The organism is Ruegeria arenilitoris (genome assembly GCF_013035315.1).
GTDB classification, from domain to species: domain Bacteria; phylum Pseudomonadota; class Alphaproteobacteria; order Rhodobacterales; family Rhodobacteraceae; genus Ruegeria; species Ruegeria arenilitoris_D.
The window spans coordinates 15,235-40,002 of record NZ_WQHP01000006.1; the positions used below are offsets into that span (position 1 = coordinate 15,235).

Annotated in this window: 29 protein-coding genes; 25 read left to right on the forward strand and 4 right to left on the reverse strand. The window is 58.2% G+C overall.

Annotation, left to right across the window (positions count from 1 at the left end):
* The first annotated feature begins 5 nt into the window (after positions 1-5).
* The 25 genes from rplF (at position 6) to GOV53_RS14045 (ending at position 21,123) form a co-directional block, all read left to right on the forward strand.
* Positions 6-539, forward strand: coding sequence for a 50S ribosomal protein L6 (gene rplF / locus GOV53_RS13925; protein ID WP_170467582.1), 534 nt, complete (start codon positions 6-8; stop codon positions 537-539).
* Between the two features lie 11 nt (positions 540-550).
* Positions 551-910 carry a 50S ribosomal protein L18 gene (gene rplR / locus GOV53_RS13930; protein WP_039523386.1) on the forward strand — a complete coding sequence of 120 codons (360 nt, stop codon included), beginning with the start codon at positions 551-553 and terminating at the stop codon, positions 908-910.
* A gap of 116 nt (positions 911-1,026) precedes the next feature.
* Positions 1,027-1,593, forward strand: coding sequence for a 30S ribosomal protein S5 (gene rpsE / locus GOV53_RS13935; RefSeq protein ID WP_170467584.1), 567 nt, complete (start codon positions 1,027-1,029; stop codon positions 1,591-1,593).
* A 12-nt stretch (positions 1,594-1,605) separates the two neighbouring features.
* Positions 1,606-1,794, forward strand: a complete 189-nt coding sequence (gene rpmD, locus GOV53_RS13940; protein WP_050605831.1) for a 50S ribosomal protein L30 — start codon at positions 1,606-1,608, stop codon at positions 1,792-1,794.
* Between the two features lie 67 nt (positions 1,795-1,861).
* A complete protein-coding gene (locus GOV53_RS13945; protein WP_170467585.1) occupies positions 1,862-2,245 on the forward strand; it encodes a hypothetical protein in 384 nt (127 codons plus the stop codon).
* Between the two features lie 169 nt (positions 2,246-2,414).
* Positions 2,415-2,630, forward strand: a complete 216-nt coding sequence (locus GOV53_RS13950; protein ID WP_170467587.1) for a DUF1127 domain-containing protein — start codon at positions 2,415-2,417, stop codon at positions 2,628-2,630.
* A 168-nt stretch (positions 2,631-2,798) separates the two neighbouring features.
* The gene (locus tag GOV53_RS13955) at positions 2,799-3,635 is read left to right on the forward strand and encodes a hypothetical protein (protein ID WP_170467589.1); all 837 of its coding nucleotides are present in this window, start codon (positions 2,799-2,801) and stop codon (positions 3,633-3,635) included.
* A 159-nt stretch (positions 3,636-3,794) separates the two neighbouring features.
* Positions 3,795-4,268 carry a 50S ribosomal protein L15 gene (rplO, locus tag GOV53_RS13960; RefSeq protein WP_170429292.1) on the forward strand — a complete coding sequence of 158 codons (474 nt, stop codon included), beginning with the start codon at positions 3,795-3,797 and terminating at the stop codon, positions 4,266-4,268.
* 109 nt (positions 4,269-4,377) lie between these two features.
* Positions 4,378-5,742: a preprotein translocase subunit SecY gene (secY, locus tag GOV53_RS13965; protein ID WP_170429295.1), complete on the forward strand. Its 1,365-nt coding sequence runs from the start codon at positions 4,378-4,380 to the stop codon at positions 5,740-5,742.
* Positions 5,739-6,386, forward strand: a complete 648-nt coding sequence (locus GOV53_RS13970; protein WP_170429298.1) for an adenylate kinase — start codon at positions 5,739-5,741, stop codon at positions 6,384-6,386. Before secY ends, GOV53_RS13970 begins: the two co-directional genes overlap by 4 nt.
* 211 nt (positions 6,387-6,597) lie before the next feature.
* Positions 6,598-6,966, forward strand: a complete 369-nt coding sequence (rpsM, locus tag GOV53_RS13975) for a 30S ribosomal protein S13 (protein ID WP_170332212.1) — start codon at positions 6,598-6,600, stop codon at positions 6,964-6,966.
* Between the two features lie 15 nt (positions 6,967-6,981).
* On the forward strand, positions 6,982-7,371 hold the full coding sequence (rpsK, locus tag GOV53_RS13980; RefSeq protein WP_008757289.1) for a 30S ribosomal protein S11: 390 nt from the start codon (positions 6,982-6,984) through the stop codon (positions 7,369-7,371).
* A 114-nt stretch (positions 7,372-7,485) separates the two neighbouring features.
* Positions 7,486-8,502 carry a DNA-directed RNA polymerase subunit alpha gene (locus tag GOV53_RS13985; RefSeq protein ID WP_113791474.1) on the forward strand — a complete coding sequence of 339 codons (1,017 nt, stop codon included), beginning with the start codon at positions 7,486-7,488 and terminating at the stop codon, positions 8,500-8,502.
* Positions 8,503-8,621: 119 nt separating this feature from the next.
* Positions 8,622-9,044 (forward strand): 50S ribosomal protein L17, encoded by a 423-nt coding sequence (rplQ, locus tag GOV53_RS13990; protein WP_170467592.1) that lies wholly within the window; start codon positions 8,622-8,624, stop codon positions 9,042-9,044.
* A gap of 154 nt (positions 9,045-9,198) precedes the next feature.
* Complete coding sequence (locus GOV53_RS13995; protein ID WP_170467594.1) at positions 9,199-10,254, forward strand: TauD/TfdA family dioxygenase; 1,056 nt, start codon at positions 9,199-9,201, stop codon at positions 10,252-10,254.
* A gap of 65 nt (positions 10,255-10,319) precedes the next feature.
* Complete coding sequence (locus GOV53_RS14000) at positions 10,320-11,705, forward strand: trypsin-like peptidase domain-containing protein (RefSeq protein WP_170467596.1); 1,386 nt, start codon at positions 10,320-10,322, stop codon at positions 11,703-11,705.
* A gap of 4 nt (positions 11,706-11,709) precedes the next feature.
* On the forward strand, positions 11,710-13,020 hold the full coding sequence (locus GOV53_RS14005; protein WP_170467598.1) for a replication-associated recombination protein A: 1,311 nt from the start codon (positions 11,710-11,712) through the stop codon (positions 13,018-13,020).
* A 76-nt stretch (positions 13,021-13,096) separates the two neighbouring features.
* Positions 13,097-13,903, forward strand: coding sequence for a crotonase/enoyl-CoA hydratase family protein (locus GOV53_RS14010; protein ID WP_170467600.1), 807 nt, complete (start codon positions 13,097-13,099; stop codon positions 13,901-13,903).
* 107 nt (positions 13,904-14,010) lie between these two features.
* On the forward strand, positions 14,011-15,054 hold the full coding sequence (locus tag GOV53_RS14015; RefSeq protein WP_170467602.1) for an RluA family pseudouridine synthase: 1,044 nt from the start codon (positions 14,011-14,013) through the stop codon (positions 15,052-15,054).
* Complete coding sequence (locus GOV53_RS14020; RefSeq protein ID WP_170467604.1) at positions 15,051-15,722, forward strand: HAD-IA family hydrolase; 672 nt, start codon at positions 15,051-15,053, stop codon at positions 15,720-15,722. Before GOV53_RS14015 ends, GOV53_RS14020 begins: the two co-directional genes overlap by 4 nt.
* A 4-nt stretch (positions 15,723-15,726) precedes the next feature.
* Entirely contained in the window at positions 15,727-16,434 is a 708-nt protein-coding gene (locus GOV53_RS14025) for an ATP12 family chaperone protein (protein ID WP_170467606.1), read from the forward strand.
* A gap of 207 nt (positions 16,435-16,641) precedes the next feature.
* The gene (locus tag GOV53_RS14030) at positions 16,642-17,658 is read left to right on the forward strand and encodes an amino acid ABC transporter substrate-binding protein (RefSeq protein WP_170429321.1); all 1,017 of its coding nucleotides are present in this window, start codon (positions 16,642-16,644) and stop codon (positions 17,656-17,658) included.
* A gap of 126 nt (positions 17,659-17,784) precedes the next feature.
* Positions 17,785-19,017 (forward strand): amino acid ABC transporter permease, encoded by a 1,233-nt coding sequence (locus GOV53_RS14035; RefSeq protein WP_170467608.1) that lies wholly within the window; start codon positions 17,785-17,787, stop codon positions 19,015-19,017.
* A 3-nt stretch (positions 19,018-19,020) separates the two neighbouring features.
* Positions 19,021-20,319, forward strand: a complete 1,299-nt coding sequence (locus tag GOV53_RS14040) for an amino acid ABC transporter permease (RefSeq protein ID WP_170429327.1) — start codon at positions 19,021-19,023, stop codon at positions 20,317-20,319.
* A gap of 12 nt (positions 20,320-20,331) precedes the next feature.
* Positions 20,332-21,123, forward strand: a complete 792-nt coding sequence (locus tag GOV53_RS14045) for an amino acid ABC transporter ATP-binding protein (protein WP_170429330.1) — start codon at positions 20,332-20,334, stop codon at positions 21,121-21,123.
* Positions 21,124-21,170: 47 nt separating this feature from the next.
* Here GOV53_RS14045 and GOV53_RS14050 read toward each other — a convergent pair whose 3' ends face one another.
* The 4 genes from GOV53_RS14050 to GOV53_RS14065 all read right to left on the reverse strand — a co-directional run bounded on the left by GOV53_RS14050 (position 21,171) and on the right by GOV53_RS14065 (position 24,738).
* Entirely contained in the window at positions 21,171-21,668 is a 498-nt protein-coding gene (locus tag GOV53_RS14050) for a SixA phosphatase family protein (RefSeq protein WP_170467610.1), read from the reverse strand.
* Entirely contained in the window at positions 21,665-22,351 is a 687-nt protein-coding gene (locus GOV53_RS14055; RefSeq protein WP_170467612.1) for a ferredoxin, read from the reverse strand. The genes GOV53_RS14050 and GOV53_RS14055 overlap by 4 nt, the downstream gene beginning before the upstream one ends.
* An 18-nt stretch (positions 22,352-22,369) precedes the next feature.
* Positions 22,370-23,233: an acetylglutamate kinase gene (argB, locus tag GOV53_RS14060; RefSeq protein ID WP_170467614.1), complete on the reverse strand. Its 864-nt coding sequence runs from the start codon at positions 23,231-23,233 to the stop codon at positions 22,370-22,372.
* A gap of 101 nt (positions 23,234-23,334) precedes the next feature.
* The gene (locus GOV53_RS14065; RefSeq protein WP_170467616.1) at positions 23,335-24,738 is read right to left on the reverse strand and encodes a PepSY-associated TM helix domain-containing protein; all 1,404 of its coding nucleotides are present in this window, start codon (positions 24,736-24,738) and stop codon (positions 23,335-23,337) included.
* Between the last annotated feature and the right edge of the window lie 30 nt (positions 24,739-24,768).

The following is a 24,768-nucleotide window of genomic DNA, read 5'->3' on the forward strand; positions in this document are numbered from 1 at the left end:
CTGCAATGTCTCGTATTGGTAAAAAACCGGTCGAGCTGCCCAGCGGCGTTACCGCCTCTGTGTCCGGCCAGACCATCGAAGTCAAAGGTCCGAAAGGCACCCGCAGCTTCACCGCCACCGACGACGTGACGCTGTCGGTTGAAGACAACGTGGTCAAGATCGACCCCCGTGGCATGTCCAAGCGTGCCCGCCAGCAGTGGGGCATGAGCCGCACCATGGTTGCCAACCTGGTAACCGGTGTGACCACAGGCTTCAAAAAAGAGCTGGAGATCCAGGGTGTCGGTTACCGGGCTCAGATGCAGGGCAACACCCTGAAGCTGAACCTGGGTTACAGCCACGATGTTGATTTCACTGCTCCGGAAGGTGTCACCATCACCGCGCCGAAGCAGACCGAGATCGTTGTGGAAGGTATCGACCAGCAGCTGGTGGGCGAAACCGCGGCCAAAATCCGCGAGTGGCGCCGTCCCGAGCCGTACAAAGGCAAGGGCATCCGCTATAAGGGCGAGTTCATCTTCCGCAAGGAAGGCAAGAAGAAGTAAGGACGCAAACAATGGCAAACAGCAAAAGAACCCTGTTTCTGAAGCGCCGCCTGCGCGTTCGGAACAAACTTCGCAAAGTCAACGCCGGCCGTGTACGCTTGTCGGTTCACCGTTCGAACAAGAACATCAGCGTTCAGCTGATCGACGACGTTCGTGGCGTGACCCTGGCTTCGGCCTCGACCCTGGAAAAAGATCTGGGTGTTGTTGGCAAGAACAACGTCGAAGCGGCCACCAAAGTGGGCGCGGCCATCGCCGAGCGTGCCAAGAAGGCAGGCGTCGAAGAGGCCTATTTCGATCGTGGTGGCTTCCTGTTCCACGGCAAGGTGAAGGCAGTTGCCGACGCCGCGCGTGAAGGTGGTCTGAAGATCTAAGACTTGCGGGCGGGTTTCGATCCGCCCCGATGATCCGGGAGCCCTGACGTCAGTCGGGGCTCACTTGGATTGAACTAAACGGCGCCGTAAGCGCCACATGAGAAAAGGGATGCCAAATGGCAGAACGTGAAAACCGTCGGGGCCGTGGCCGCGACCGTGAAGAAGCACCGGAATTTGCAGATCGTCTGGTCGCAATCAACCGCGTGTCGAAAACCGTAAAAGGTGGTAAGCGCTTTGGCTTCGCCGCTCTGGTGGTTGTCGGCGATCAGAAAGGCCGCGTCGGCTTTGGCAAAGGTAAAGCGAAAGAAGTACCTGAGGCCATCCGTAAGGCGACTGAACAAGCCAAGCGTCAGATGATCCGCGTGCAACTGCGCGAAGGTCGTACCCTGCACCACGACATCGAGGGCCGTCACGGCGCCGGTAAAGTGGTTATGCGCACCGCACCTGAAGGTACTGGTATCATCGCCGGTGGTCCGATGCGTGCTGTGTTCGAAATGCTGGGCGTCAAGGACGTTGTTTCCAAGTCGCTGGGCTCGCAGAACCCGTACAACATGATCCGCGCCACCATCAACGGCCTGCAGAAAGAGCAGAGCCCGCGTTCGGTTGCCGCACGTCGTGGCAAAAAGGTTGCCGACATCCTGCCCAAGCGGGACGAAGCACCGGCTACTGAAGCCGAAGCGTAAGGAGAGCGACCCATGGCAAAAACCATCGTCGTCAAGCAGATCGGTTCCCCGATCCGCCGCCCCGCCGAACAGCGCGCAACCCTGATCGGCCTGGGCCTGAACAAGATGCACAAAACCCGTGAACTGGAAGACACTCCTTCGGTCCGCGGCATGATCCGCAAGATTCCGCATCTGGTAGAGATCGTCGAAGAGCGCGGCTAATCGCGACCCCTTCGAAGACTTAGAAAAGGCCTCCGTTTCGGGGGCCTTTTTTTGATGGATGTTTATCATGAAGATTTTGATTTCAGCGCTTTGCGGCGTGTTTGTCGGTTTCACAGCTCAGGCCGCGTGCCCTGCTAAGGCTCCTAAATTGTCCAAGAGCTTCTTTTCGGACGGGGACCAGAAGGTGAATGCGGCATGGCTACAGAAAAATCTTGCTGGTCGCAAAGCAGTGTACCCCGGAAACGAGGTTGAAACCTACGCAGCGGATGGATCGTATTCCTACAAGGCCAATGGACAAACCTGGAGCGCTGGGTCCTACAAGTTTTATGACAATGGAATGCGGTGCATCGGCTATACGAAGCCTCGGTTCGATCTTTATGTTGTGAACGATGGAAAACTGGTTCTGGTGAACGAGGGTAAAGGCCGTTACGTCGGCCAAATCAGAAACTAGGCCATCAGACCTTTTGTGTTTCGCACAAGCCCTTGCATTTTTCGCATAGCGGCTAGACCAAAACTTCCGTTGTTAGCGATAGCGGTCCTGCCTATCTCACGCCTGTCCAACCAAGGAACAAACAAGTGACATCGGGGAATACGCCCCGACATTCGAAAGGAACTGAGACATGGCACATACTGCAACACAGACATTTGGCGGCTTCAACCTGAGCGCCCGTATCGCAATACTGGTAGCAAGCTTCAAAGAAGCTCAAGCCCTGCGCGCACAGTACAATCAGACTTACTCGGAACTGCAGGGTCTGACAGATCGCGAACTGGATGACATCGGTGTACGTCGGTGCGACATCAAAGATATCGCACGGGAACACGTGTACTGCTCGTAATCGAAGCGAGAGTTCATTGATCCGGAGACGCCGCAAGGCGTCTCTTTTGTTTTCAAGTGTCCGCGTGCCATAGGGCGCGGGAAAAATCGCGCGTTTCGGTTGCGGGCTCTTCCAAAATCCGTCAAATCCTTCGATGGCGACCTATAGGGTTTTTGTCCGAAGTGAAGGATGACTATTTTGGCCGAATATCAGATCGGAATGCTTTGGGTCGAAGGGCCGCTCAGTTTTCTTGAGCAACTTTGCATTAAGTCATACCTTGATGTCGGCCAAAGCGTACGTCTTTACACCTATGACAAAGTGACAAACATTCCTGAAGGCGTTGAACATCGGGATGCGCGCGAGGTTTTACCTGACGTCGAGTTCATTACTCACGGCAAGACTGGCAGTCCCGCACCGCATTCGGATAAGTTTCGATACCGGATGCTGGCGCAAGAGAACGATCTGATCTGGGCGGATACAGATGCCTATTGCATCAAGCCATTCACAACGGAGAACGGGCACTATTACGGCTATCTCGAAGGCGAGGTGGCAATTGGTGTGCTTGGCCTGCCGCAAGATAGTGAAACTCTGGGGAAACTGATTGAAGTCACCAGCGACCCGTACCTTATCCCACCTTGGCTGCCTCCGCGCCATCGCAAGCCGCTAGAGCAGGCGCTGCTAGACGGTAGCCCTGTAAACGTGTGGGGCGTCTGGGGCCCAAAAGCTTTTGCTTGGGCGCTGCACCAGACCGGCGAGATTAGGTATTCACTGCCCGAGAATGTGTTTCGTGCCTTCAACTACTCGCGCAGACGCGCGTTGGCGCGACCTGGTGTTGATGCTAGCCGATTTCTGAAAGACGACACAGTTTCGATCCATTTCTACGGGCGGCGAATGCGCTCTATCCTAATGAACAAGTATGGCGGTCAGCCCGACCCGGACAGTCTGATAGGACGCTTGATTGCCAAACATAGAATAGATCCTCTCGCTGCATCGATGCTACCCCTCGAGACCTCGGAGGGAGCATAGGCACAAGGCACATGACGCCTAGCCCCGACCGGGCTTGCCAAGCGATCTTAACAGTTCTATACGCCTCCGGTGGCTTTGCGGCCACGAGAATCAAAACCAAGAAATGCCGTGTTTGGCCCATCACGCTTCGGGGGTCACATCCGGCTTAGGAGAAGCGAAATGAAACTGAACGAACTGCGCGACAATCCTGGCGCCAACCCGAAACGCACTCGCGTTGGCCGTGGCCCAGGTTCCGGCAAAGGTAAAATGGGTGGCCGTGGTATCAAAGGCCAGAAATCCCGTTCGGGTGTGGCCATCAATGGCTACGAAGGCGGCCAAATGCCGCTGTACCAGCGCCTGCCCAAGCGCGGCTTTAACAAGCCGAACCGCAAGGAATTCGCCGTTATCAATCTGGGCCTGATCCAGAAATTCGTCGACGCCGGCAAACTGGACGCCAAAGCTGCGATCACCGAGGATGTGCTGGTTGCATCCGGTCTTGTTCGCCGCAAGCTGGACGGTGTTCGCGTTCTGGCCAAAGGCGAAATCAGCGCAAAAGTGAACCTGGAAGTCACCGGTGCCTCGAAATCTGCTGTAGAAGCAGTCGAGAAAGCGGGCGGCTCACTTAAGGTCACAAAAGCTGCTGCGGCAGAGTAAGCGCTTGTGAGCGGGCCAAGACCCGCTTACATAGACCTCAGAGTTTTCCAAGACGCCGCCCGAGCCGGAAAACGGTTCCGGGCGGTGTTTTCATAAGAAAGACCGATTTATGGTATCAGCAGCAGAACAAATGGCAGCCAACACAAGCTGGTCTGCCCTTGGGAAGGCCACCGATCTGCGCAACCGCATCCTGTTCACGCTTGCATTGCTGATCGTCTATCGTCTGGGCACCTTCATTCCGGTTCCGGGCATCGACGGCCAAGCACTGCGCGAGTTCATGGAGCAAGCGGGGCAGGGCATCGGCGGTATGGTTTCGATGTTCACCGGCGGGGCGCTGGGGCGGATGGGTATCTTTGCCCTCGGCATCATGCCTTACATTTCGGCCTCGATCATCGTGCAGCTGCTGACATCCATGGTTCCCGCGCTCGAACAGCTCAAGAAAGAGGGCGAGCAGGGACGCAAGAAGATCAACCAATATACCCGTTTCGGCACCGTGGCTCTGGCCACCGTTCAGGCCTATGGTCTGGCCGTCTCGCTGGAATCGGGCGATCTGGCGACTGATCCGGGCATGTTCTTCCGCATGTCCACCATGATCACCCTGGTCGGCGGCACCATGTTCCTGATGTGGCTGGGTGAGCAGATCACCGCGCGCGGCATCGGTAACGGTATCTCGCTGATCATCTTCGTGGGCATCATCGCCGAAGTTCCCGCTGCGTTGGCGCAGTTCTTTGCATCGGGCCGCTCGGGCGCAATCAGCCCCGCCGTGATCATCGGTGTGATTATCATGGTCATCGCGGTTATCACCTTCGTGGTGTTTATGGAACGTGCTCTGCGCAAGATCCACATCCAGTACCCGCGCCGTCAGGCCGGTATGAAGGTATACGAAGGCGGCTCAAGCCACCTGCCGGTCAAAGTAAACCCGGCGGGGGTTATCCCGGCGATCTTTGCAAGCTCGCTGCTGTTGCTGCCGGTGACGATCTCGACCTTCTCGTCGGGCGCGACCAATGGGCCGATCATGTCGTGGCTGCTGGCGAACTTTGGCCCCGGACAGCCTCTGTACCTGCTGTTCTTTGCCTCGATGATCGTGTTCTTTGCCTATTTCTACACGTTCAACGTATCGTTCAAACCAGACGACGTTGCGGACAATCTGAAAAAGCAGAACGGCTTTGTGCCCGGAATTCGCCCTGGCAAAAAGACCGCCGAGTATCTGGAATACGTGGTCAACCGCGTACTGGTTCTGGGTTCGGTCTATCTGACAGCGGTCTGCTTGCTGCCGGAAATTCTGCGGAACCAGTTCGCCATTCCGTTCTATTTCGGCGGTACATCGGTTCTGATTATCGTCTCTGTGACCATGGATACGATCCAGCAAGTCCAGAGCCATTTGCTGGCGCATCAATATGAAGGGCTTATCGAAAAGTCCCAGTTGCGCGGAAAAAGCAAGAAACGCGGCAGGAAGGGACCCGCTCGTCGATGAACATCATTTTGTTAGGCCCGCCGGGTGCGGGTAAGGGAACGCAAGCGCGTCACTTGGTTGAAACGCGCGGCATGGTTCAGCTGAGCACCGGCGATATGCTGCGCGAAGCCAAGGACAGCGGCACCGAGATGGGCAACCGCGTTGCCGAAGTGATGGCAAAGGGCGAATTGGTCACCGACGAGATCGTCATCGGTCTGATCCGCGAGAAGCTGGAAGCAGGCGCCGCAGGCGGTTTTATCTTTGACGGTTTCCCGCGCACTCTGGCGCAGGCGGACGCTTTGGGTGAGCTGTTGGTCAGCACTGGTGAAAGCCTTGATGCCGTGATCGAGATGGAAGTCGACGACGCTGCGCTTGTACAGCGCATTACCGCCCGGTCAACTTGTGGCGGATGTGGTGAGGTCTATAACGACATCACCAAACCGATCCCTGCCGATGGCAAATGTACCAACTGCGGCAAGGAAAACGACTTCAAACGCCGGGCGGATGACAATGAGGAAAGCCTCAAGACCCGCCTGATGGAGTACTACAAGAAAACCTCTCCGCTGATCGGTTATTACTACGCCAAGGGTCAGCTCACCAAGATCAATGGTTTGGGTGAAATCGAAGAGGTTCAGGGCGCGATTGCCGACGTACTGAACGGCTGACGTTTTGCCTGAAATGATATGGGCTTGACGTCCGGCTAAAAAGCCCATATCGACCCCCATCCCCTTAGGGAATCAAGACCGCAGGCGGGATTCGTCCCAACTGCCCCGACCACCTCGAATAATGCTGAACCCTCTGGCGGCACTGCCATGGTTAGGCGTTGTGAAAAAAGGTTCTGGAGCTACGGAACCGCAACGAAAAGGAAAGTGACACGTGGCACGTATTGCCGGCGTAAACATCCCGACTGCAAAGCGGGTACCTATCGCCCTCACATATATCACCGGTATCGGTAACACCTCGGCCAAAGCGATCTGCGAAGCCGTGGGCATTGAAGCGACTCGTCGCGTCAACGAACTGTCCGACGCCGAAGTTCTGAAGATCCGTGAATACATCGACGAAAACTTCACCGTTGAAGGTGACCTGCGTCGTGAAGTTCAGATGAACGTCAAGCGCTTGATGGACCTGGGCTGCTATCGCGGTCTGCGTCACCGCCGCAACCTGCCGGTTCGCGGTCAGCGTACCCACACCAATGCTCGTACCCGCAAAGGCCCCGCAAAGGCCATCGCTGGTAAGAAGAAATAAGGGAGGGTCTGACTGATGGCACGTGATAAGACTCGCGTTAAGCGCAAAGAGCGTAAGAACATCGCATCGGGCGTCGCCCATGTGAACTCGACCTTCAACAACACCAAGATCCTGATCTCGGACGTACAGGGCAACGCCATCTCGTGGTCGTCTGCCGGTACCATGGGCTTCAAGGGATCGCGGAAATCGACTCCCTACGCCGCTCAGATGGCTGCAGAAGATGCCGGCAAAAAGGCGCAGGAACATGGCGTCAAGACGCTGGAAGTCGAAGTTCAGGGCCCCGGTTCGGGTCGTGAATCGGCTCTGCGCGCGCTGGCCGCAGTGGGCTTCAACATCACGTCGATCCGCGACGTGACTCCGATCGCTCACAACGGCTGCCGCCCGCCGAAGCGTCGTCGCGTCTAAGCGATTTTGAATTGAGCTGGGGCTGTGTTTTTGCACGGCCCCAGCACGTCATTTTGAACCTCGGGCGTCTGCACCTTGTTGGTCATGGGGCGCGGACAGGAATGGAGGGATTACATGATCCATAAGAATTGGGCAGAATTGATCAAGCCGACCCAGCTGGAAGGCAAGCCGGGCAACGATCCCGCGCGTCAGGCAACTCTGGTTGCTGAACCGCTGGAGCGTGGCTTTGGTCTGACCCTGGGCAACGCGCTGCGTCGCGTTCTGATGAGCTCGCTGCAAGGCGCGGCCATCACCAGCGTTCAGATCGACAACGTATTGCACGAATTCTCGAGCGTCGCAGGCGTTCGTGAAGACGTCACCGATATCATCCTGAACCTTAAGCAGGTTGCCCTGCGCATGGAAGTCGAAGGCCCCAAGCGCCTGTCGATCAATGCCAAAGGCCCCGCAGTCGTCACCGCAGGCGACATCAGCGAAAGTGCTGGCATCGAGGTTCTGAACCGCGACCACGTCATCTGCCACCTGGACGATGGCGCCGACCTGTTCATGGAACTGACCGTCAACACCGGTAAGGGCTATGTGTCGGCTGAGAAGAACAAGCCTGAAGACGCACCTATCGGCTTGATCCCGATCGACGCGATCTATTCACCGGTCAAAAAGGTTGCCTATGATGTTCAGCCGACCCGTGAAGGTCAGGTTCTGGACTATGACAAGCTGACCCTGAAGATCGAAACCGATGGTTCGATCACGCCGGAAGATGCGCTGGCCTTTGCCGCTCGTATCTTGCAGGATCAGCTGTCGATCTTCGTTAACTTCGACGAGCCCGAAGCAGCTGGCCGCCAGGACGAAGACGATGGTCTGGAGTTCAACCCGCTGCTGCTGAAGAAAGTGGACGAGCTGGAACTGTCGGTCCGTTCGGCAAACTGCCTGAAGAACGACAACATCGTTTACATCGGCGACCTGATCCAGAAGACCGAAGCCGAGATGCTGCGCACCCCGAACTTCGGCCGCAAGTCGCTGAACGAGATCAAAGAAGTGCTGTCCGGCATGGGTCTGCACCTCGGCATGGATGTCGAGGACTGGCCGCCCGACAACATCGAAGATCTGGCGAAGAAATTCGAAGACGCGTTCTAAGCGCGTCTTCCCCAATGCCCGGGCGTCCGGGGACCAAAATGGGCACTTCCGCCCCAAGGAGAGCCGGTGACACGCATCGCCGGCCAGACAAAGCAAAACGCGAAAGAAGGAACTAGAAAATGCGTCACGCACGTGGTTACCGCCGCCTGAACCGTACTCATGAGCACCGCAAGGCGCTGTTTGCGAACATGGCTGGCTCGCTCATCGAGCATGAGCAAATCAAAACAACTCTGCCCAAGGCAAAAGAACTGCGCCCGATCGTTGAAAAACTGATCACTCTGGGCAAGCGCGGCGACCTGCACGCCCGTCGTCAGGCCGCAGCACAGCTGAAAGAAGACAAAGACGTCGCAAAGCTGTTCGAAGTTCTGGGCCCCCGCTACGCCGAGCGTCAGGGCGGTTATGTCCGCATCCTGAAAACTGGCTTCCGCTATGGCGATATGGCTCCGATGGCGATCATCGAATTCGTTGATCGTGACGTCGACGCCAAAGGCGCGGCTGACAAAGCCCGCGTTGCCGCCGAAGAGGCAGCAGACGAAGAATAAGAAAGCCCGGCTTTCTGATCTAAACCCCTGCGTCTCGGGCGCGGGGGTTTTTTTGTGCCCGCGCATGTCGCAATCAGCGTATTTGCGGGGATTTCTGTAGAAGAAACCCCAACGCAAACACATCACGTTGTATGGTGTATGTGGAGGGCGAAAAATGACAGTCCTTGCAGAAATTCCCAACGAACTGACGGGCCCATCTGTCTGGACCGGGCAAGAGATGCGCGAACGGCGGGATGACTGGATCGTCGACCTGACCCCCGAAGACATCGCAGACCTTGAGCAGGCAGCCCGTCACTACCTGAGCCTTAGGCAGGATATTGGTGAGATCACCAAGGTCGATTTTCCACTGAAACGGTTCGACCAGCATTTGGCTGAGCTGCGCAACAAGCTGATCAACGGAATCGGGTTCGAGGTAATCCGCGGCTTGCCAGTTCAAGGGTACACACAAGAAATGGCGGCCACGATCTTCTGCGGGGTCGGTGCGCATCTGGGCACAGCCCGGTCGCAGAACGCCCAAGGTCACATTCTTGGCCACGTCCGGGATATCGGCGCTGACGCCAACGACCCGAACACACGTATTTACCAGACCCATGAGCGTCAGACATTCCACACCGACAGTGCCGACATCGTTGGCCTTCTGTGCCTGCGTGAGGCCAAAGAAGGGGGCGACTCACTGCTGGTCAGCGCCGAGACGATCTATAATCGTATGCGGGCCGAGTGCCCGGAGTTGTTGGAACTGCTGTTCGATCCCATCGCAACCGACAGGCGTGGGGAAATCCCTGAAGGGATGGAACCCTTCATGACGATCCCGCCCTTCAGCTGGCATGATGGCAAACTGACGGTGTTTTATCAGCGGCAGTATATCGACAGTGCGCAGCGGTTCTCTGACGCCATGCGGTTGACGCCCGCGCATGTCGAAACCCTGGACCGTTTCGATGCTTTGGCCAATGATCCGGATCTGTGCCTGACGATGCGGTTGCAGCCCGGCGATATGCAGTTCGTCTATAACCACGCGCAATTGCACGACCGCACCGGGTTCGTGGACTGGCCGGATCCTGCTCAGCGGCGTCATCTGCTGCGGCTGTGGCTGTCGCCCGAAGGGGACCGTGAGTTGCCCGAAGTTTTCAAGCAGCGCTATGGCACGATCGAGGTCGGTCAACGTGGCGGCATCATCACGCAAGGAACCCGCCTGCACGCCCCGTTAGATTGACCGCACGCTTGCATTACGGCCCACGTAGACGCATATCCGGTGTGCGATTATTTGACGGATGGATCATGCGGAAAGTTCTTTGCTCTTTGCTGCTGGCAACGCTGGCCGTATCGGCGCAAGCCGAAACCAAAGTGCCGACATCACAGGCCGAGATTAGCCTGGGATTTGCCCCGGTGGTGAAACAGGCGGCCCCTGCGGTGGTCAATATCTATGCCAAGATTGTACGGCAGGGCCGTTCCAATCCGTTTTTCTCGGATCCGTTTTTCGAGGATTTCTTTGGCCGCGGCTTTTCGGAACCGCGCCAACGGGTGCAGAACTCGCTGGGATCGGGCGTCATTCTGACGGCGGATGGCTACGTGGTTTCCAACTATCACGTGGTCGGTACGGCGACGGAAATCCGGGTTGTGACCACGGATCGCCGCGAGTTTTCTGCTCAAGTCGTTTTGGGCGACAAAGAAAGCGATGTCGCGATTTTGCGTTTGGAAGAGGCGCAGGACCTTCCCCATTTGAGCTTTAGAGACTCGGACCAGGTTCAGGTGGGGGAGCTGGCCCTGGCCATCGGTAACCCGTTTGGGGTGGGCCAGACTGTGTCGTCCGGCATTATCTCCGGTCTGGCACGGACTGGCACGGCGACAGGGAATGCACGGGGTTATTTCATTCAAACCGATGCCGCGATCAATCCGGGCAACTCAGGTGGTGCGCTGATCGACGTGAATGGTGATCTGATCGGGATCAACACCTCGATCCTGACGCGCTCGGGTGGGTCCAATGGCATCGGGTTTGCAATTCCGGCGAACTTGGTGGCTGAGTTCCTGCGTCAGGCCAAGGCCGGGAACGACAGTTTTGTAAGTCCCTGGGCCGGTGTGGCCGGTCAGCACATGAGCGCCGACATCGCGGAATCCCTCGGTCTGGCCATCCCCATGGGGGTTGTGATTTCCGACATACATGACCTGAGCCCATTGGCTGAGGCCGGTTTGCGCGTGGGCGACGTGGTGACCCATGTGGATGGGGACGAGGTGAACTCGCCCGCCGAGATGAAGTTCCGCATGTCGGTGGCCGGGGTCGGTGGCACATCGCTCCTGACTCGGCTGCGGGGCGAAGATCGAGCCGAGGTTGAGGTGGCCTTGATCAAAGCCCCGGAAACGCCTTCGGCGGATGAGACCGTGCTGGACGACGGCACCGTGATGCCTGGGCTTAAGGTCTCTCGGATCAATCCGGCGATCATCACGCAGATGGGTTTGTTGCTTTCGCAAACCGGCGTGGTTGTGGTGGATGCAAGCCGTTACGGAGGACGTTCCGGGCTGCGGGCCGGTGACGTGGTGCAGAGTATCAATGGCAACGCAATGAGCCATCCCAGCGACGTCGTGGACGCGCTGACAGATCCCGGTCGGCGGGTGAACCTAGATGTGTTACGGGGCGGGCAGCTCGTGTCCCTGCGGTTCCGGCTGTAGCGTCGTGAGCGACCTGTTCGATACCCAGGCGGCCGAGCCCGCGTCAAACCCGCATCGCCCGCTGGCCGACAGGTTGCGGCCGCAGACGCTGGCTGAGGTGATCGGACAAGAACAGGTTCTGGGCCCGGACGCGCCGTTAGGGGTCATGCTGGCTTCGGGCAGCTTGTCGAGCCTGGTGTTTTGGGGGCCTCCGGGTGTCGGCAAGACGACGATCGCGCGGCTGCTGGCGCAAGAAACCGATCTGCACTTCGTCCAGATCAGCGCGATTTTCACCGGCGTTCCTGATCTGAAAAAGGTTTTTGAGGCTGCAAAAATCCGTCGGCAGAACGGGCAGGGCACGCTGTTGTTCGTGGATGAGATTCACCGTTTCAACAAAGCCCAGCAGGACGGGTTCCTGCCGCATATGGAGGACGGGACGATCCTGCTGGTCGGGGCCACGACCGAGAACCCGTCGTTTGAGCTGAACGCTGCTGTGCTCAGCCGAGCGCAGGTTCTGGTACTGGAACGGCTCAGCCTGGCCGATCTCGAACGCCTGACCCAACGCGCCGAGAAAGAACTGGACCGCGCGCTACCGTTGACGGGGCCTGCGCGCGAGGCGTTGCAGAAAATGGCCGATGGGGATGGCCGGGCACTTTTGAACCTGATCGAACAGGTCGCGGCGTGGAAGATTGATGCGCCGCTGGACCCCGATGCGCTTTCGACCCGGCTAATGCGCCGGGCTGCGAAATACGACAAATCGGGGGACGAGCATTACAACCTGATCTCGGCCCTGCATAAATCGGTACGAGGATCGGACCCGGACGCGGCGCTTTATTGGTTCGCGCGGATGCTGACGGGTGGCGAAGACCCGCGCTATCTGGCGCGGCGCATCACGCGGATGGCGGTCGAAGACATTGGTCTGGCCGATCCGCAGGCGCAGGCGATTTGCCTGCAGTCATGGCAGACCTACGAACGGCTTGGCAGCCCAGAAGGCGAGCTGGCGTTGGCGCAGGCGCTGGTTTACCTGGCCTTGGCACCGAAATCGAACGGGGCATATGTGGGCTATAAGGCGGCAATGCGTTTGGCCAAACAGTCAGGCAGCGAGCCGCCGCCCAAGCATATCCTGAACGCACCGACCTCATTGATGAAGGATCAGGGTTATGGTGCGGGCTATGCTTATGACCACGACGCAGAGGACGGGTTTTCCGGTCAGAACTACTTCCCCGATGGCATGGAGCGCCCCGAGCTGTATCAGCCGGTCGAGCGCGGCTTTGAGCGCGAGTTGAAAAAGCGGTTGGACTACTTCGCCAAGCTGCGCGCACAGCGGAACGGCTAACACGCCGCAACGTCACAGGCGACAGAACGCAAAAAGCGGGTTTCCCTTGGGTCATGAGAGCCGAGGGAGGAAGCTCATGACCGTATCAATCGACAAGACGGATGACGTCTGGACCATCATTCACGACAGGCCAGAGGCGCGGAACGCCGTTGACAGTGACCACGCCAAGGCCCTGACGGATGCATTCTTGGAATTTGAACACGGCCCGGCCAAGGCTGCCGTGTTCTGGGGAAAAGGCGGCAATTTTTGCGCCGGGTGGGACCTGAAAATGGCCTCGACCTTGTCTGATCCGGAACTGGGCGAACCCTATTACGAAAAGCACGCATTTCCCATTGGCTCGGCACCTTCCACGCTTGGCCCGATGGGACCCTCGCGGTTGGAACTGTCTAAACCGGTTATCGGGGCGATTGAGGGTGCAGCAGTGGCAGGCGGGATGGAGCTCGCTTTGTGGTGCGATATCCGGGTGATGGCCGAGACGGCCTATCAGGGCGTCTATTGCCGCCGTTGGGGTGTCACCCTGATGGATGGTGGCACCGTGCGCCTTCCACGTCTGGTCGGGCAAGGCAAAGCGCTGGAGATCGCGTTGACCGGTCGCAAAGTCGAAGCCGAGGAATGCTATAGTATCGGGCTGGCCGAAAAGGTCGTCCCCCACGGCGAAGCGCGAGCTGCGGCCGAGGCTATGGCGCACGAGATCGCCCGTTTCCCCCAAACCGCTGTGCGCGCCGACCGTCGTTCGATCATCGAAACGCGCGGAATGCCGGTGCGCGAAGCGTTGAAGGTTGAATGGGCCAACGGGCTTGAAGCCATCCGTCGCGAAGGTACGGCGGGTGCAGGCCGGTTTCGGGATGGCGCTGGGCGGCACGGAGACTTCTCGAACATCTGATTGTCTTGACTCTTTGCCCTTGGCACGCCACAGACGCGCATGTTTTCTAAGGCACTTACAGACGGGTTTATCGCGCGGACGATCCGCGCGACGCAAAGGGTATCGGCATGAGCGGCGTACAGATGATCACCGTAGCAGAAGGTGACGGCGACCAACGATTGGACCGTTGGTTGCGCCGCCTGTTCCCGCATGTCAGCCAGGGCCGGATCGAAAAGATGTGCCGCAAGGGTGAACTGCGTGTCGAAGGCGGGCGGGTCAAAGCTTCGACCCGTCTTGAGGTCGGGCAGGTCGTGCGCGTGCCGCCCTTGCCTGACGTCGATCACAAACCGGCCGAGGTCAAGCGGCGTGTATCGGATGCAGACGCCAAGATGATCCAGTCTTGCGTGATCTATCGCGACGATCATGTGCTGGCGCTGAACAAACCTCACGGTCTGCCCGTGCAAGGTGGCAGCGGCCAGACTCGCCACGTAGACAGCCTGTCCGAGGCGCTTCGGTTTGGCTATGATGAGAACCCCCGCCTTGTTCACCGCTTGGACAAGGATACATCGGGCGTTCTGCTGCTGGCACGTACGCGCGAGGCCGCAAAAGGCCTGACAGCCGCGTTTCGTCACCGCGACACGCGCAAAATCTACTGGGCCTTGGTGGCGGGTGTGCCGACCCCGTATCTGGGTGAGATCAAGACCGGGTTGGTCAAGGCTGCGGGCCATGGCAAACACGGCGAAGGCGAGAAGATGGTCGCCGTTCACCTGAACGAAATCAACGACAACCCCGGCGCGAAACGGGCCCATACGCTCTACGCGACGCTCTACCGGGTGGCCGGACGCGCTGCGTGGGTGGCGATGGAGCCGATCACGGGTCGGACGCACCAACTGCGCGCACATATGGCAGCGATTGGGCATCCGATCATCGGGGATGGTAAATACGGTGGTTCTGGGCAGGAAAACCTTGGCGATGGTTGGGGTGCACAGTTGGGCGGGATCATCAGCAAGAAACTGCACCTGCACGCGCGGCGGGCCACGTTCCAGCATCCAGTGACGCGCAAGACGATCACCGTCACAGCACCGTTGCCCGACCATATGAAACACAGCTGGGATACGTTTGGCTGGACCGAAGACCTGGCTGCCGAAGACCCGTTCGAGGAGCTGCAATGAGCGCACCCTTGCGTTTGGTGCTGTTCGATGTGGACGGCACCCTGGTTGACAGCCAGGGCAGTATCGTTGCTGCGATGACCGCCAGTTTTCAGGCACTGTCCTTGCCGGTGCCTGACCGGCAGGCGATCCTGTCCATTGTGGGCTTGTCGCTGCCAACCGCCATGGCGCAGCTGGCGTCCGACCAATCCAACAGCGTGCAGCACAGTTTGGTTGAAGGATACAAACAGGCCTATCATGCCAACCGGTTGAAGATGGGCGCAGCAAGCTCGCCGCTTTATCCCGGCGCACGCGACGTGATCGAAGAGTTACACGCCGTGCCCGAAGTTCTGCTGGGCGTGGCGACCGGGAAATCGCAACGCGGGCTGGACGCGCTGATCGAGGCCCATGCGCTGGAACGTTACTTCGTGACGCGGCAAGTCGCAGACCACCACCCCTCAAAACCACACCCGTCGATGATTGACACGGCCCGATCCGAGACTGGAGTTGAAGCTTCGGACACGGTCATGATCGGGGATACCCGGTTTGACATGGATATGGCGCAGGCGGCTGGGGTGGCGGGCATCGGCGTGTCCTGGGGCTATCACGACCGATCCGCATTGAACGGTGCGGCCTGCATTATTGAAACCTTTGACCAACTGCCGCGCGCATTGGATCACATCTGGACCTGAAAACATGAGCGACTGGAAGCCTAAGCGATTTTGGACTGCAAGCGCGGTCGTCCAAGCGGATGACGGATACACGGTCGAATTGGATGGTCGTCGGGTTAAAACGCCAGCCAAGGCTGGGTTGATCCTGCCTACAATGGCCATGGCGCAAGAGGTTGCGGCAGAGTGGGACGCGCAGGAAAAAGAGGTCGACCCGACCCGGATGCCATTCACCCGCTCGGCAAATGCCGCCATCGATAAGGTCCACCACCAGCACGCCGAAGTTGCAGACATGCTGGCCGATTACGGTGACTCGGACTTGTTGTGTTATCGGGCGACTCACCCGCAGGAATTGCAGCAACGCCAGGCTGAAAGCTGGGATCCGGCGCTGGATTGGGCTGCGGACACGCTGGCCGCACGGCTGGTACCTGTGGAGGGCGTACTGCATCAACCTCAATCAGCGGCATCACTTGCCACGCTGCGGGGCCGCGTACACGATTTCAATGACTTCCAGCTGGCGGCCTTTCATGATCTGGTCAGTCTGTCCGGCTCGTTGATCTTAGGGTTTGCCGCGGCGATGGACTGGCGCAGCGCTGACCAGATTTGGGAGATCTCACGGCTTGATGAGCTGTGGCAAATCGAACAATGGGGCCATGATGACGAGGCTCACGCCGCCTCGGAAACAAAAAGAGCGGCCTTTTTGCACGCTAAACGGTTCTTTGAAATCTCTACCTGAGCCTATTCTGTGTTAATTTTTGACACAGACACGGTGATCTCTGAATTGACTCATCGTTTTCCCTGATCCGACCCTTGACGTTTGTTTATGAATGCGACCAAACTCGTGCGCACTAAAGGGGAGACGCCTTTGGGTAAACCTTTCTGGTGCCAGAGGCGCCGGACAGAGCCGCCCCGAAACGGGGCGGAAAATCAGGAAGAGGTAAAAATGAAAAAATCCGTAATTTTGGGCGCGGCAACGATTGCCGGTCTGGCTGCAGGCGCTGCTGCTGCGGGGACGATTGACGACGTCAAAGCGCGCGGCAAACTGAACTGCGGTGTGACCACTGGTCTGGTCGGCTTCGCGGCACCCGATGCAAATGGCGAATGGCAAGGCTTTGACGTTTCGCTGTGCCGCGCTGTTGCTGCAGCCGTTCTGGGCGATGCGAACGCAGTTGAGTTCGTTCCTACCACCGGTAAAACCCGCTTCACCGCGCTGGCATCCGGCGAGATCGACATGCTGGCCCGTAACACCACCTGGACCTTCAGCCGCGACGTCGACCTGAAGTTCGAATTCGTCGGTGTTAACTACTATGACGGTCAAGGCTTCATGGTTCCGAAGGCACTGGGCGTGAGCTCGGCCAAAGAGCTGGACGGCGCAACCGTTTGTATCCAGACCGGCACCACCACCGAGCTGAACCTGGCCGATTTCTTCCGTGCCAACAACATCAGCTACGAGCCGGTTCCGATCGAAACCAACGCCGAAGCGCAGCAGCAGTACCTGGCTGGCGCATGTGACGTTTACACCACCGACGCTTCGGGCCTGGCCGCAACCCGCGCCACGTTCGAAAACCCCGGTGATCACGTCCTGCTGCCCGAAATCATCTCGAAAGAGCCGCTGGGCCCGCTGGTCCGTCATGGCGACCACGAGTGGGGTGACGTTGTTCGCTGGACTCTGAACGCACTGGTTTCGGCTGAAGAGCTGGGCGTGACCTCGGCAAACATCGACGAGCTGAGCGCTGGTACCGACAACCCGGAAATCAACCGCCTGCTGGGTACTGAAGGCACCCTGGGCGAGATGCTGGGACTGGACGCCGACTGGGCTGCAAAAGCGATCAAGTCTGGCGGTAACTACGGTGAAGTCTTCGCCAAGAACATCGGTGAAGAAACACCGATCGGTCTGGCACGCGGCCTGAACGCCCAGTGGACCGAAGGTGGTCTGCTGTACTCGCCGCCGTTCCGCTAAAACATAGACGGATGAGGGCGCAAGGTAACTTGCGCCCTCTTCTATAATAAACTGCTGCGGGCAGATGCAGAGCGGGGACAACCTCGCCGAAAATAAGTAGCCCGCAAGCTACGGGGATCCCAAAATATGTCGACTATGACTGACCCACCGAAAGCTGATTTTCGGTTGTCGATGCTCATAAACGATACCCGCTATCGCTCACTTACGTTTCAGGTGATCGCGGCCATCGTTATTGCGCTTTGTATTTGGTATCTGGGCAACAACCTGATCCAGAACCTTCGAGCCGCCGGCCTGAACATTTCCTACTCATTCCTTGGCGATTCAGCTGGGTATGACATCAACCAGCGTCTGATCGAATACGACAGCCAGTCTTCACACGGGCGTGCGGCTGTTGTCGGTATTCTCAACACGCTTCTTGTTGCCTTTCTGGCTTGTATCACCGCCACCGTGTTCGGGGTGATCGCAGGTGTTCTGAGGCTTTCGAACAACTGGCTCGTGTCGAAACTGATGGCGGTGTATGTCGAGATCTTCCGGAATATTCCGGTCCTGATCTGGATCATCATCATCTTCACCATCATGACCGCTGTGCTGCCAGGGCCGCGTGCGTTCCGGGGGGACAACCCGACATCGAGCATGCTGTTTGACGCCTTTGCATTCACAAACCGCGGTGTCTATATTCCGCGCCCCGAGTTTGCGCATGGCCTGTTCAGTGCGACCTTGCTTAACTGGCTTGTCGTGATCGCTGGCTTTGTCGCCTCTTGGTTCGTCGCTCGTGAAATCGAAAAGCGGGCAGCGCACAAGCAGGAAGAAACCGGCATTCGCCCCAAAACGATGCTGCCTAAACTGGCTGTTTGGCTTGGTCCGTTTGTTGTGTTGATGCTGCTGATGGGCCTGACATGGGATATCCCGGAACTGAAGGGCTTTAACTTTAGCGGAGGCATCAAAGTCGGCGGTCCGTTGATCGCGCTTTGGTTTGCCTTGTCCATCTACACAGGCGCGTTCATCGCGGAAAACGTCCGTGCGGGTATCCAAGCGATCTCGAAAGGCCAGACTGAGGCTGCTGCGGCGCTGGGTCTGCGTCCGGGGCGGATCATGAACCTGGTGGTCTTGCCGCAAGCGCTGCGGGTCATCATCCCGCCGCTGATTTCGCAATATCTGAACATCACCAAGAACTCGTCACTGGCGATTGCTGTGGGTTATGCGGACATCACCGCGACTTTGGGTGGTATCACGTTGAACCAGACCGGTCGCGCGATCGAGTGTGTTCTGTTGCTGATGCTGTTCTACCTGACCGCATCGCTGCTGATCTCGATGGCGATGAACATCTATAACGCATCCGTCAAGTTGAAGGAGCGCTGAGCCATGGCCGATCAAACAACCAATCCGATCGCATTCGTGGCCGAGGGGACAATCCCACCAGCGCCACCTCCGGCAAACCAAACCGGCGCAGTGAAGTGGCTGCGTGAGAACCTGTTCTCGGGCGTCACGAACACCATCCTGACAGTTCTGTCGCTGGTCCTGATCTATCTGCTTCTGCGTAATACGTTGCCGTGGATTGTGAACGGGGTTTGGCACGCCGACTCTCTCGCACAATGCCGCGAGATTCTGGACGGAAAAACTGGCGCGTGTTTTGCGGTTCTGACCGAGCGTTGGCACCAGCTGATCTACGGCTTCAAATACCCTGATGACGCCTACTGGCGCCCAAATCTGGCCTTTGTCCTGATGCTGGTGGCGATAGCACCGGTGCTGTTCTTTGATTTGCCGCGCAAACTGCTGATCTTCACCGCGCTTTACCCGTTCATCGCGTTCTGGCTGATCTGGGGGGGCACCATTCTTGCGCCTCTGGTGGCGCTGGTTGGCTTTGTCGCTGCGGGTGCCGTATTCCAGAAGCTTGGCAGAAACAGCTTTGCGGCCGGGTTCTTTGGCGCAATCGTTGTCGCGCTGATCGTCTGGAACATTGGTGCAGCGCTGATCCCCGAAGGGGCGTCAGACAATGCGTTGCTGAAGGCCGTTCCCAGCCGGGATCTTGGTGGCTTCATGCTCAACCTCATGCTGGGTGTTACCTGTGTGTCGTTGTCCGTGCCTCTGGGTATCGCCTTGGCTTTGGGTCGTCAGTCCAACATGCCGCTGATCAAGTGGGTCTGCGTCATCTTCATCGAATTCATCCGCGGCGTGCCTCTGATCACGCTGCTGTTCGTGGCTTCGGTGATGCTGGCGTATTTCTTCCCTCCTGACAGCACGGTCGACCTGTTCCTGCGCGTCGTGATCATGATCACCATGTTCTCGGCCGCCTATATCGCCGAGGTGATCCGCGGTGGTCTGGCAGCGCTTCCGCGCGGGCAGTACGAGGCAGCAGACAGCTTGGGTCTGGATTACCCGCAGGCGATGCGCCTGATCATCCTGCCGCAGGCTCTGAAGATCTCGATCCCCGGGATCGTGAACGTGGCCGTGGGCCTGTTCAAGGACACCACACTGGTTTCGGTCATCTCGATGTTCGATCTGGTGGGCATGATCCGGGGTCCAATTCTGGCGTCAACCGAATGGAACGGCGTCTATTGGGAGCTTCTGGGCTTTGCCGCGCTTCTGTTCTTTGTCGTCTGCTACGGCATTTCTCAATATTCACAGTGGCTCGAGCGTCGCCTTGCCACCGATCACCGTTAAGGAGTTCAACGCATGTCTGAACTTGCAATTGACCGCGAAATCGACCGCTCCAAGATGCAGGTGAGCGACGAGGTCGCCATCGAAATCAATGGAATGAACAAGTGGTACGGGTCCTTCCACGTGCTGCGCGACATCAATCTGACCGTCAATCAGGGCGAGCGGATTGTTATCGCGGGCCCGTCGGGCTCGGGCAAATCCACTCTGATCCGCTGCCTGAATGCGCTGGAAGAACACCAGCAGGGCAAGATCGTTGTGGATGGGATCGAATTGTCGAATGACCTGAAAAACATCGACAAGATCCGCTCTGAAGTTGGCATGGTGTTCCAGCACTTCAACCTGTTCCCGCACCTGACCATTCTGGAAAACTGCACGCTGGCCCCGATCTGGGTGCGCAAGACGCCCAAGAAAGAGGCCGAAGAGCGTGCAATGCACTTCCTGGAGAAGGTCAAAATCCCCGAGCAGGCCGACAAGTATCCCGGTCAGCTTTCGGGTGGTCAGCAGCAGCGTGTGGCGATTGCCCGCTCGCTCTGCATGATGCCGCGGATCATGTTGTTCGATGAACCAACATCGGCGCTGGACCCCGAGATGATCAAAGAGGTGCTCGACACCATGATCGAACTGGCCGAGGAAGGTATGACCATGCTGTGCGTGACGCACGAGATGGGCTTTGCCCGTCAGGTCGCCAACCGTGTGATCTTTATGGATGCCGGTCAGATCGTGGAACAGAACGAACCGGAAGAGTTCTTCAACAATCCCAAAAGTGACCGGACCAAGCTGTTCCTCAGCCAAATCCTGGGTCACTGAAGCGGGTCACAACCTTAAGAAAAGGCGGGGCTTTGTCCCCGCCTTTTTTATTCCAGTAGTTCGCGCGGAATGACAAACCCTTCGACCTCGCCACTCTGCCAGCGAATTTCTGACCAATCGCTCAAATCAAATCGGATCACCGTCGTCGCGCAGGTGGGGTAGTCGTAGAACCTTGCGTGGTCCGGCGGATGTTTGACAATCCGCTCAGCAAATTTCGAGATTCCGGGATTGTGGCCCAGCATCAGAACAGTTTGCCCGGTTGCACCGGAAAGCTCGATCAGCATGTCTGCGGGCTCCGCAAGATAAAGCGCGCGGTGAAAGCACAGTTTTTCAGCCTGCAGACCCATCCTGCCCCAGGTTTCCCGCGTTCTGGTCGCGGTCGAACTGAGCACTTCGTCCGGTAGCCATCCGTTTTCACGCAGCCACGCCCCAATTGCCGGGGCAGACTTGCGACCGCGCTTGTTCAACGGGCGATCATGATCCGCCAGGGCCGGGCTGTCCCAACTGGATTTGGCATGGCGGGTCAGGATCAGTCTGCGGCTCATGACGGGTGAAACGCTCTCATGTGGTGGGCGGATTGCTCAGGGTCCCGTCCGGCACCCGCGCTAAGCGGGCAGGATAGTCGCGCAAGGCATCCGCCCGTCATGCAGGCTTGGCCTTGAACGGTGGACAGGTGGTCGTGGCAGGCTGCGACGTCATAGAAACTTTGACTGTTCAGCGCGCTCACCGGGCAGGTTTGGGTGCAAGGCGCTGCGCAGGTGGAGCAAGGTGATACACCCTTCGTCGCGGGGATCTTAAACTCCAGCTCGAAGTGCAGAGCGCCCCGGAATGAGATCATCATGCCGACCTCATCATGCACCAAGGCACCAACGGGGCTGCTAAAGGTGCGCCCTGATTTCAACGCCCAGTCAATAAACGGTGCATAGGGTGGACCACCAAATGGAAAATGCGCTTGGGCCGAAAAGTCCTGCGCCAATTGTCCGACTACGCGAAGGGACCAGCGATCAACCGGGTCGTCGCCTTGCCATTCGTCTGAAGCCTTGAGAGTAGGCCAAAAATCGGCCCCTGCGCCCAGCAGGATAAGCGTGCCGCCGTCCAGTTGCTTGGCATCGACAACGCGTGGATGAAGTGCCCCCATGACGATCAAACCGGCCGCGTTTGCAGCCTGTTCAACCTGTTCATAAATATACGTTGCAGCGTCAGAGGAGAGTTTGGTGCGGTCTGGCATGTCTCCTCCTCTTGAGGCTTAGTCCGGGCGGATCAGTGATCCGGCCCCGTGTTCTGTGTATAGCTCAAGGAGGACCGCATTGGGGGCTCGTCCGTCCAGAATGACGACCGCCCGAACGCCACTGTGCAGCGCATCCAGCGCGGTTTCGGTCTTGGGGATCATACCGCCTGCAATCGTGCCATCCAGCGTCATCTCGCGGATCTGACCGGCTTTCAGCTCAGTTACAACGTCCCCTGCGGCGTTCTTGACGCCAGAGACGTCTGTCAGCAGTAGCAGGCGATCGGCTTTCAGTGCGGATGCAATGGCACCAGCGGCTGTATCACCGTTGACGTTGAACGTCTCGCCGTTGCGTCCCGCGCCCAGCGGGGCGATCACCGGAATTACATCATGAGCAAACAGGTTGTGCAGGATTTTCGGGTTCATCTCAGCCGGGCTGCCAACAAAACCCAGAGATTCATCGGTTTGATCGCAGAGCATCAACTGCGCGTCCTTGCCGGACAGTCCCACCGCCATTCCGCCCTGATCGTTGATCGCCTGAACGATGCGTTTGTTGACAAGACCAGACAGCACCATCTCGACCACCTCGACGGTGGCTTTATCTGTGACACGTTTGCCGTTCACGAATTCAGATTGTATGTCCAGCTTGTCCAGCATCGCGTTGATCATCGGGCCGCCGCCATGCACGATCACCGGGTTCACACCGACCTGACGCATCAGAACGACATCGCGGGCAAAGCTTTCCATTGCTTCGTCACTGCCCATGGCGTGGCCGCCAAGTTTGATGACGACAATCGCACCGTCATAGCGTTGCAGATAGGGCAATGCGCTGTTCAGCGTTGCGGCGGTGGCGATCCAGTCCCGGTTCATGTCTCGTGTCTTCATGGCTGTCCCTCTGGGGTTCCGTGTTAGGAGGTTTGTGACGCGCTGCCAAGACCGGATCGTGGCATGGGCCGTCCCAGTTGATGCGGGACGGCCCATCCAGATTAGCTCATGGCGCGTTTCACGGCAGGGATATTGCTGATCAATAGCAAATCCAGCGCCAACACGGCGAGCAGGGTCAGCCCGACCAAGGGGAAGGCCATTGCAGTGAACAGGCCAACCAGAGCGGCTCCTTTCCACAACGGCATCTCTGACGGCATCGGTGGTGCTGCCAGTCGTCCGGCGCGCTGAGGCCGGCGCTTAACCCACATCACCACACCCGAGATGCAGACAAAGATCACCGACAGGCAGAACACCAGGTTCAGGATAAAGTTCCACGTCCCCATCAGGCCCATGTGGAATGGAATCCCGACGGCCATGGACTTGCCCATCAACGAATAGTCTTCGTACCGAACATCGGCGAGGATTTTGCCCGTGAACTGATCTACGTGCACCGTCCTGTCATTCACCGGATCGGTCGAGTCGCTGCTCATACTGTCCCGATTCAGAGTCCAGACGCCGTTTTCCCCGCCCGGATACGCGACCCGGAAACGTCCCGTCATGTCCAGCGCGGTGCCAAGCGCCACGAGGGCATCGATATCTACGGGTGTGCCTTGGGGTACACCGTCGATCCCGGCATCAGAACCCGAGGCCGGCATCGGCGTTTGTTCCAGCGCCCATGGGACTTCGTTCTGGTGGCCGTGGTTCATGCTGGCGTGGGTCTCGTCCGACAAGGGAACGTTATCCCATTTCTCGGCTGGGAAACTGCTCCAGGGTTGCACGATCATGCCGCCCCAGACGCCCGCCCAAGACAGACCCGAAATCAGGAAGACCACCAGCAACCCGGATATCCAAAACCCAACCACCGCGTGCAGGGACTTCCAAAAGGCGCGACCACGTGCGCGCAGATTCGGGACAAATGCAGCGATGGCATTGCCGCGCGGCCACCACAGGTAGAGGCCGGTGAAGACCAGCAAAAGGCTCAACCCGGCGGCGATCTCAAGAACGCGGTCGCCAGTTGTGCCGATCAGAAGGGTCGAGTGAATGTTGTCCGCCAGATCATACCAACCTGCGCGCCGGTCCCAGACTTGCAGGACGTCCCCGGCATAAGGGTCGACGGCCACAAGGCGCTGGCCTTCTTCGGATTTGATCCGAAACACAGTGGCCAGATCAGCCGCTTTGGGGCCGATCCACTCGACCACTGTACCGGGTACCGCGTTCAAGGCTATCTCGGCTTGTTGTGAGGCGGGTAGGGCAGCGCCCTGAACCTCGACTGCGATCTTTTCGCCGTCGCGACCGTCGAATTGCGTGATGAACATCATCATCAGCCCAGTAACTGCCAGAATGATCAGGAAAGGGATGACGAAGATCCCTGCGTAGAAATGCCACCGCCAAGCGGCGAAATAGAACTTTTGCGCAGCAGTCTTCTGCGCCGGGGTGTTCCCTAGGGTTTGGCTGTCCAATGCCATTCTAGTCTCCGGATTCGAAAATTGCCCCGC

Coding starts and splice junctions, on each gene's coding strand:
- rplF (WP_170467582.1), top strand. CDS start 6: ATGTCTCGTATTGGTAAAAAACCGGTCGAGCTGCCCAGCGGCGTTACC.
- rplR (WP_039523386.1), top strand. CDS start 551: ATGGCAAACAGCAAAAGAACCCTGTTTCTGAAGCGCCGCCTGCGCGTT.
- rpsE (WP_170467584.1), top strand. CDS start 1,027: ATGGCAGAACGTGAAAACCGTCGGGGCCGTGGCCGCGACCGTGAAGAA.
- rpmD (WP_050605831.1), top strand. CDS start 1,606: ATGGCAAAAACCATCGTCGTCAAGCAGATCGGTTCCCCGATCCGCCGC.
- GOV53_RS13945 (WP_170467585.1), top strand. CDS start 1,862: ATGAAGATTTTGATTTCAGCGCTTTGCGGCGTGTTTGTCGGTTTCACA.
- GOV53_RS13950 (WP_170467587.1), top strand. CDS start 2,415: ATGGCACATACTGCAACACAGACATTTGGCGGCTTCAACCTGAGCGCC.
- GOV53_RS13955 (WP_170467589.1), top strand. CDS start 2,799: ATGACTATTTTGGCCGAATATCAGATCGGAATGCTTTGGGTCGAAGGG.
- rplO (WP_170429292.1), top strand. CDS start 3,795: ATGAAACTGAACGAACTGCGCGACAATCCTGGCGCCAACCCGAAACGC.
- secY (WP_170429295.1), top strand. CDS start 4,378: ATGGTATCAGCAGCAGAACAAATGGCAGCCAACACAAGCTGGTCTGCC.
- GOV53_RS13970 (WP_170429298.1), top strand. CDS start 5,739: ATGAACATCATTTTGTTAGGCCCGCCGGGTGCGGGTAAGGGAACGCAA.
- rpsK (WP_008757289.1), top strand. CDS start 6,982: ATGGCACGTGATAAGACTCGCGTTAAGCGCAAAGAGCGTAAGAACATC.
- GOV53_RS13985 (WP_113791474.1), top strand. CDS start 7,486: ATGATCCATAAGAATTGGGCAGAATTGATCAAGCCGACCCAGCTGGAA.
- rplQ (WP_170467592.1), top strand. CDS start 8,622: ATGCGTCACGCACGTGGTTACCGCCGCCTGAACCGTACTCATGAGCAC.
- GOV53_RS13995 (WP_170467594.1), top strand. CDS start 9,199: ATGACAGTCCTTGCAGAAATTCCCAACGAACTGACGGGCCCATCTGTC.
- GOV53_RS14000 (WP_170467596.1), top strand. CDS start 10,320: ATGCGGAAAGTTCTTTGCTCTTTGCTGCTGGCAACGCTGGCCGTATCG.
- GOV53_RS14010 (WP_170467600.1), top strand. CDS start 13,097: ATGACCGTATCAATCGACAAGACGGATGACGTCTGGACCATCATTCAC.
- GOV53_RS14015 (WP_170467602.1), top strand. CDS start 14,011: ATGAGCGGCGTACAGATGATCACCGTAGCAGAAGGTGACGGCGACCAA.
- GOV53_RS14020 (WP_170467604.1), top strand. CDS start 15,051: ATGAGCGCACCCTTGCGTTTGGTGCTGTTCGATGTGGACGGCACCCTG.
- GOV53_RS14025 (WP_170467606.1), top strand. CDS start 15,727: ATGAGCGACTGGAAGCCTAAGCGATTTTGGACTGCAAGCGCGGTCGTC.
- GOV53_RS14030 (WP_170429321.1), top strand. CDS start 16,642: ATGAAAAAATCCGTAATTTTGGGCGCGGCAACGATTGCCGGTCTGGCT.
- GOV53_RS14035 (WP_170467608.1), top strand. CDS start 17,785: ATGTCGACTATGACTGACCCACCGAAAGCTGATTTTCGGTTGTCGATG.
- GOV53_RS14040 (WP_170429327.1), top strand. CDS start 19,021: ATGGCCGATCAAACAACCAATCCGATCGCATTCGTGGCCGAGGGGACA.
- GOV53_RS14045 (WP_170429330.1), top strand. CDS start 20,332: ATGTCTGAACTTGCAATTGACCGCGAAATCGACCGCTCCAAGATGCAG.
- GOV53_RS14050 (WP_170467610.1), bottom strand. CDS start 21,668: ATGAGCCGCAGACTGATCCTGACCCGCCATGCCAAATCCAGTTGGGAC.
- GOV53_RS14055 (WP_170467612.1), bottom strand. CDS start 22,351: ATGCCAGACCGCACCAAACTCTCCTCTGACGCTGCAACGTATATTTAT.
- argB (WP_170467614.1), bottom strand. CDS start 23,233: ATGAAGACACGAGACATGAACCGGGACTGGATCGCCACCGCCGCAACG.
- GOV53_RS14065 (WP_170467616.1), bottom strand. CDS start 24,738: ATGGCATTGGACAGCCAAACCCTAGGGAACACCCCGGCGCAGAAGACT.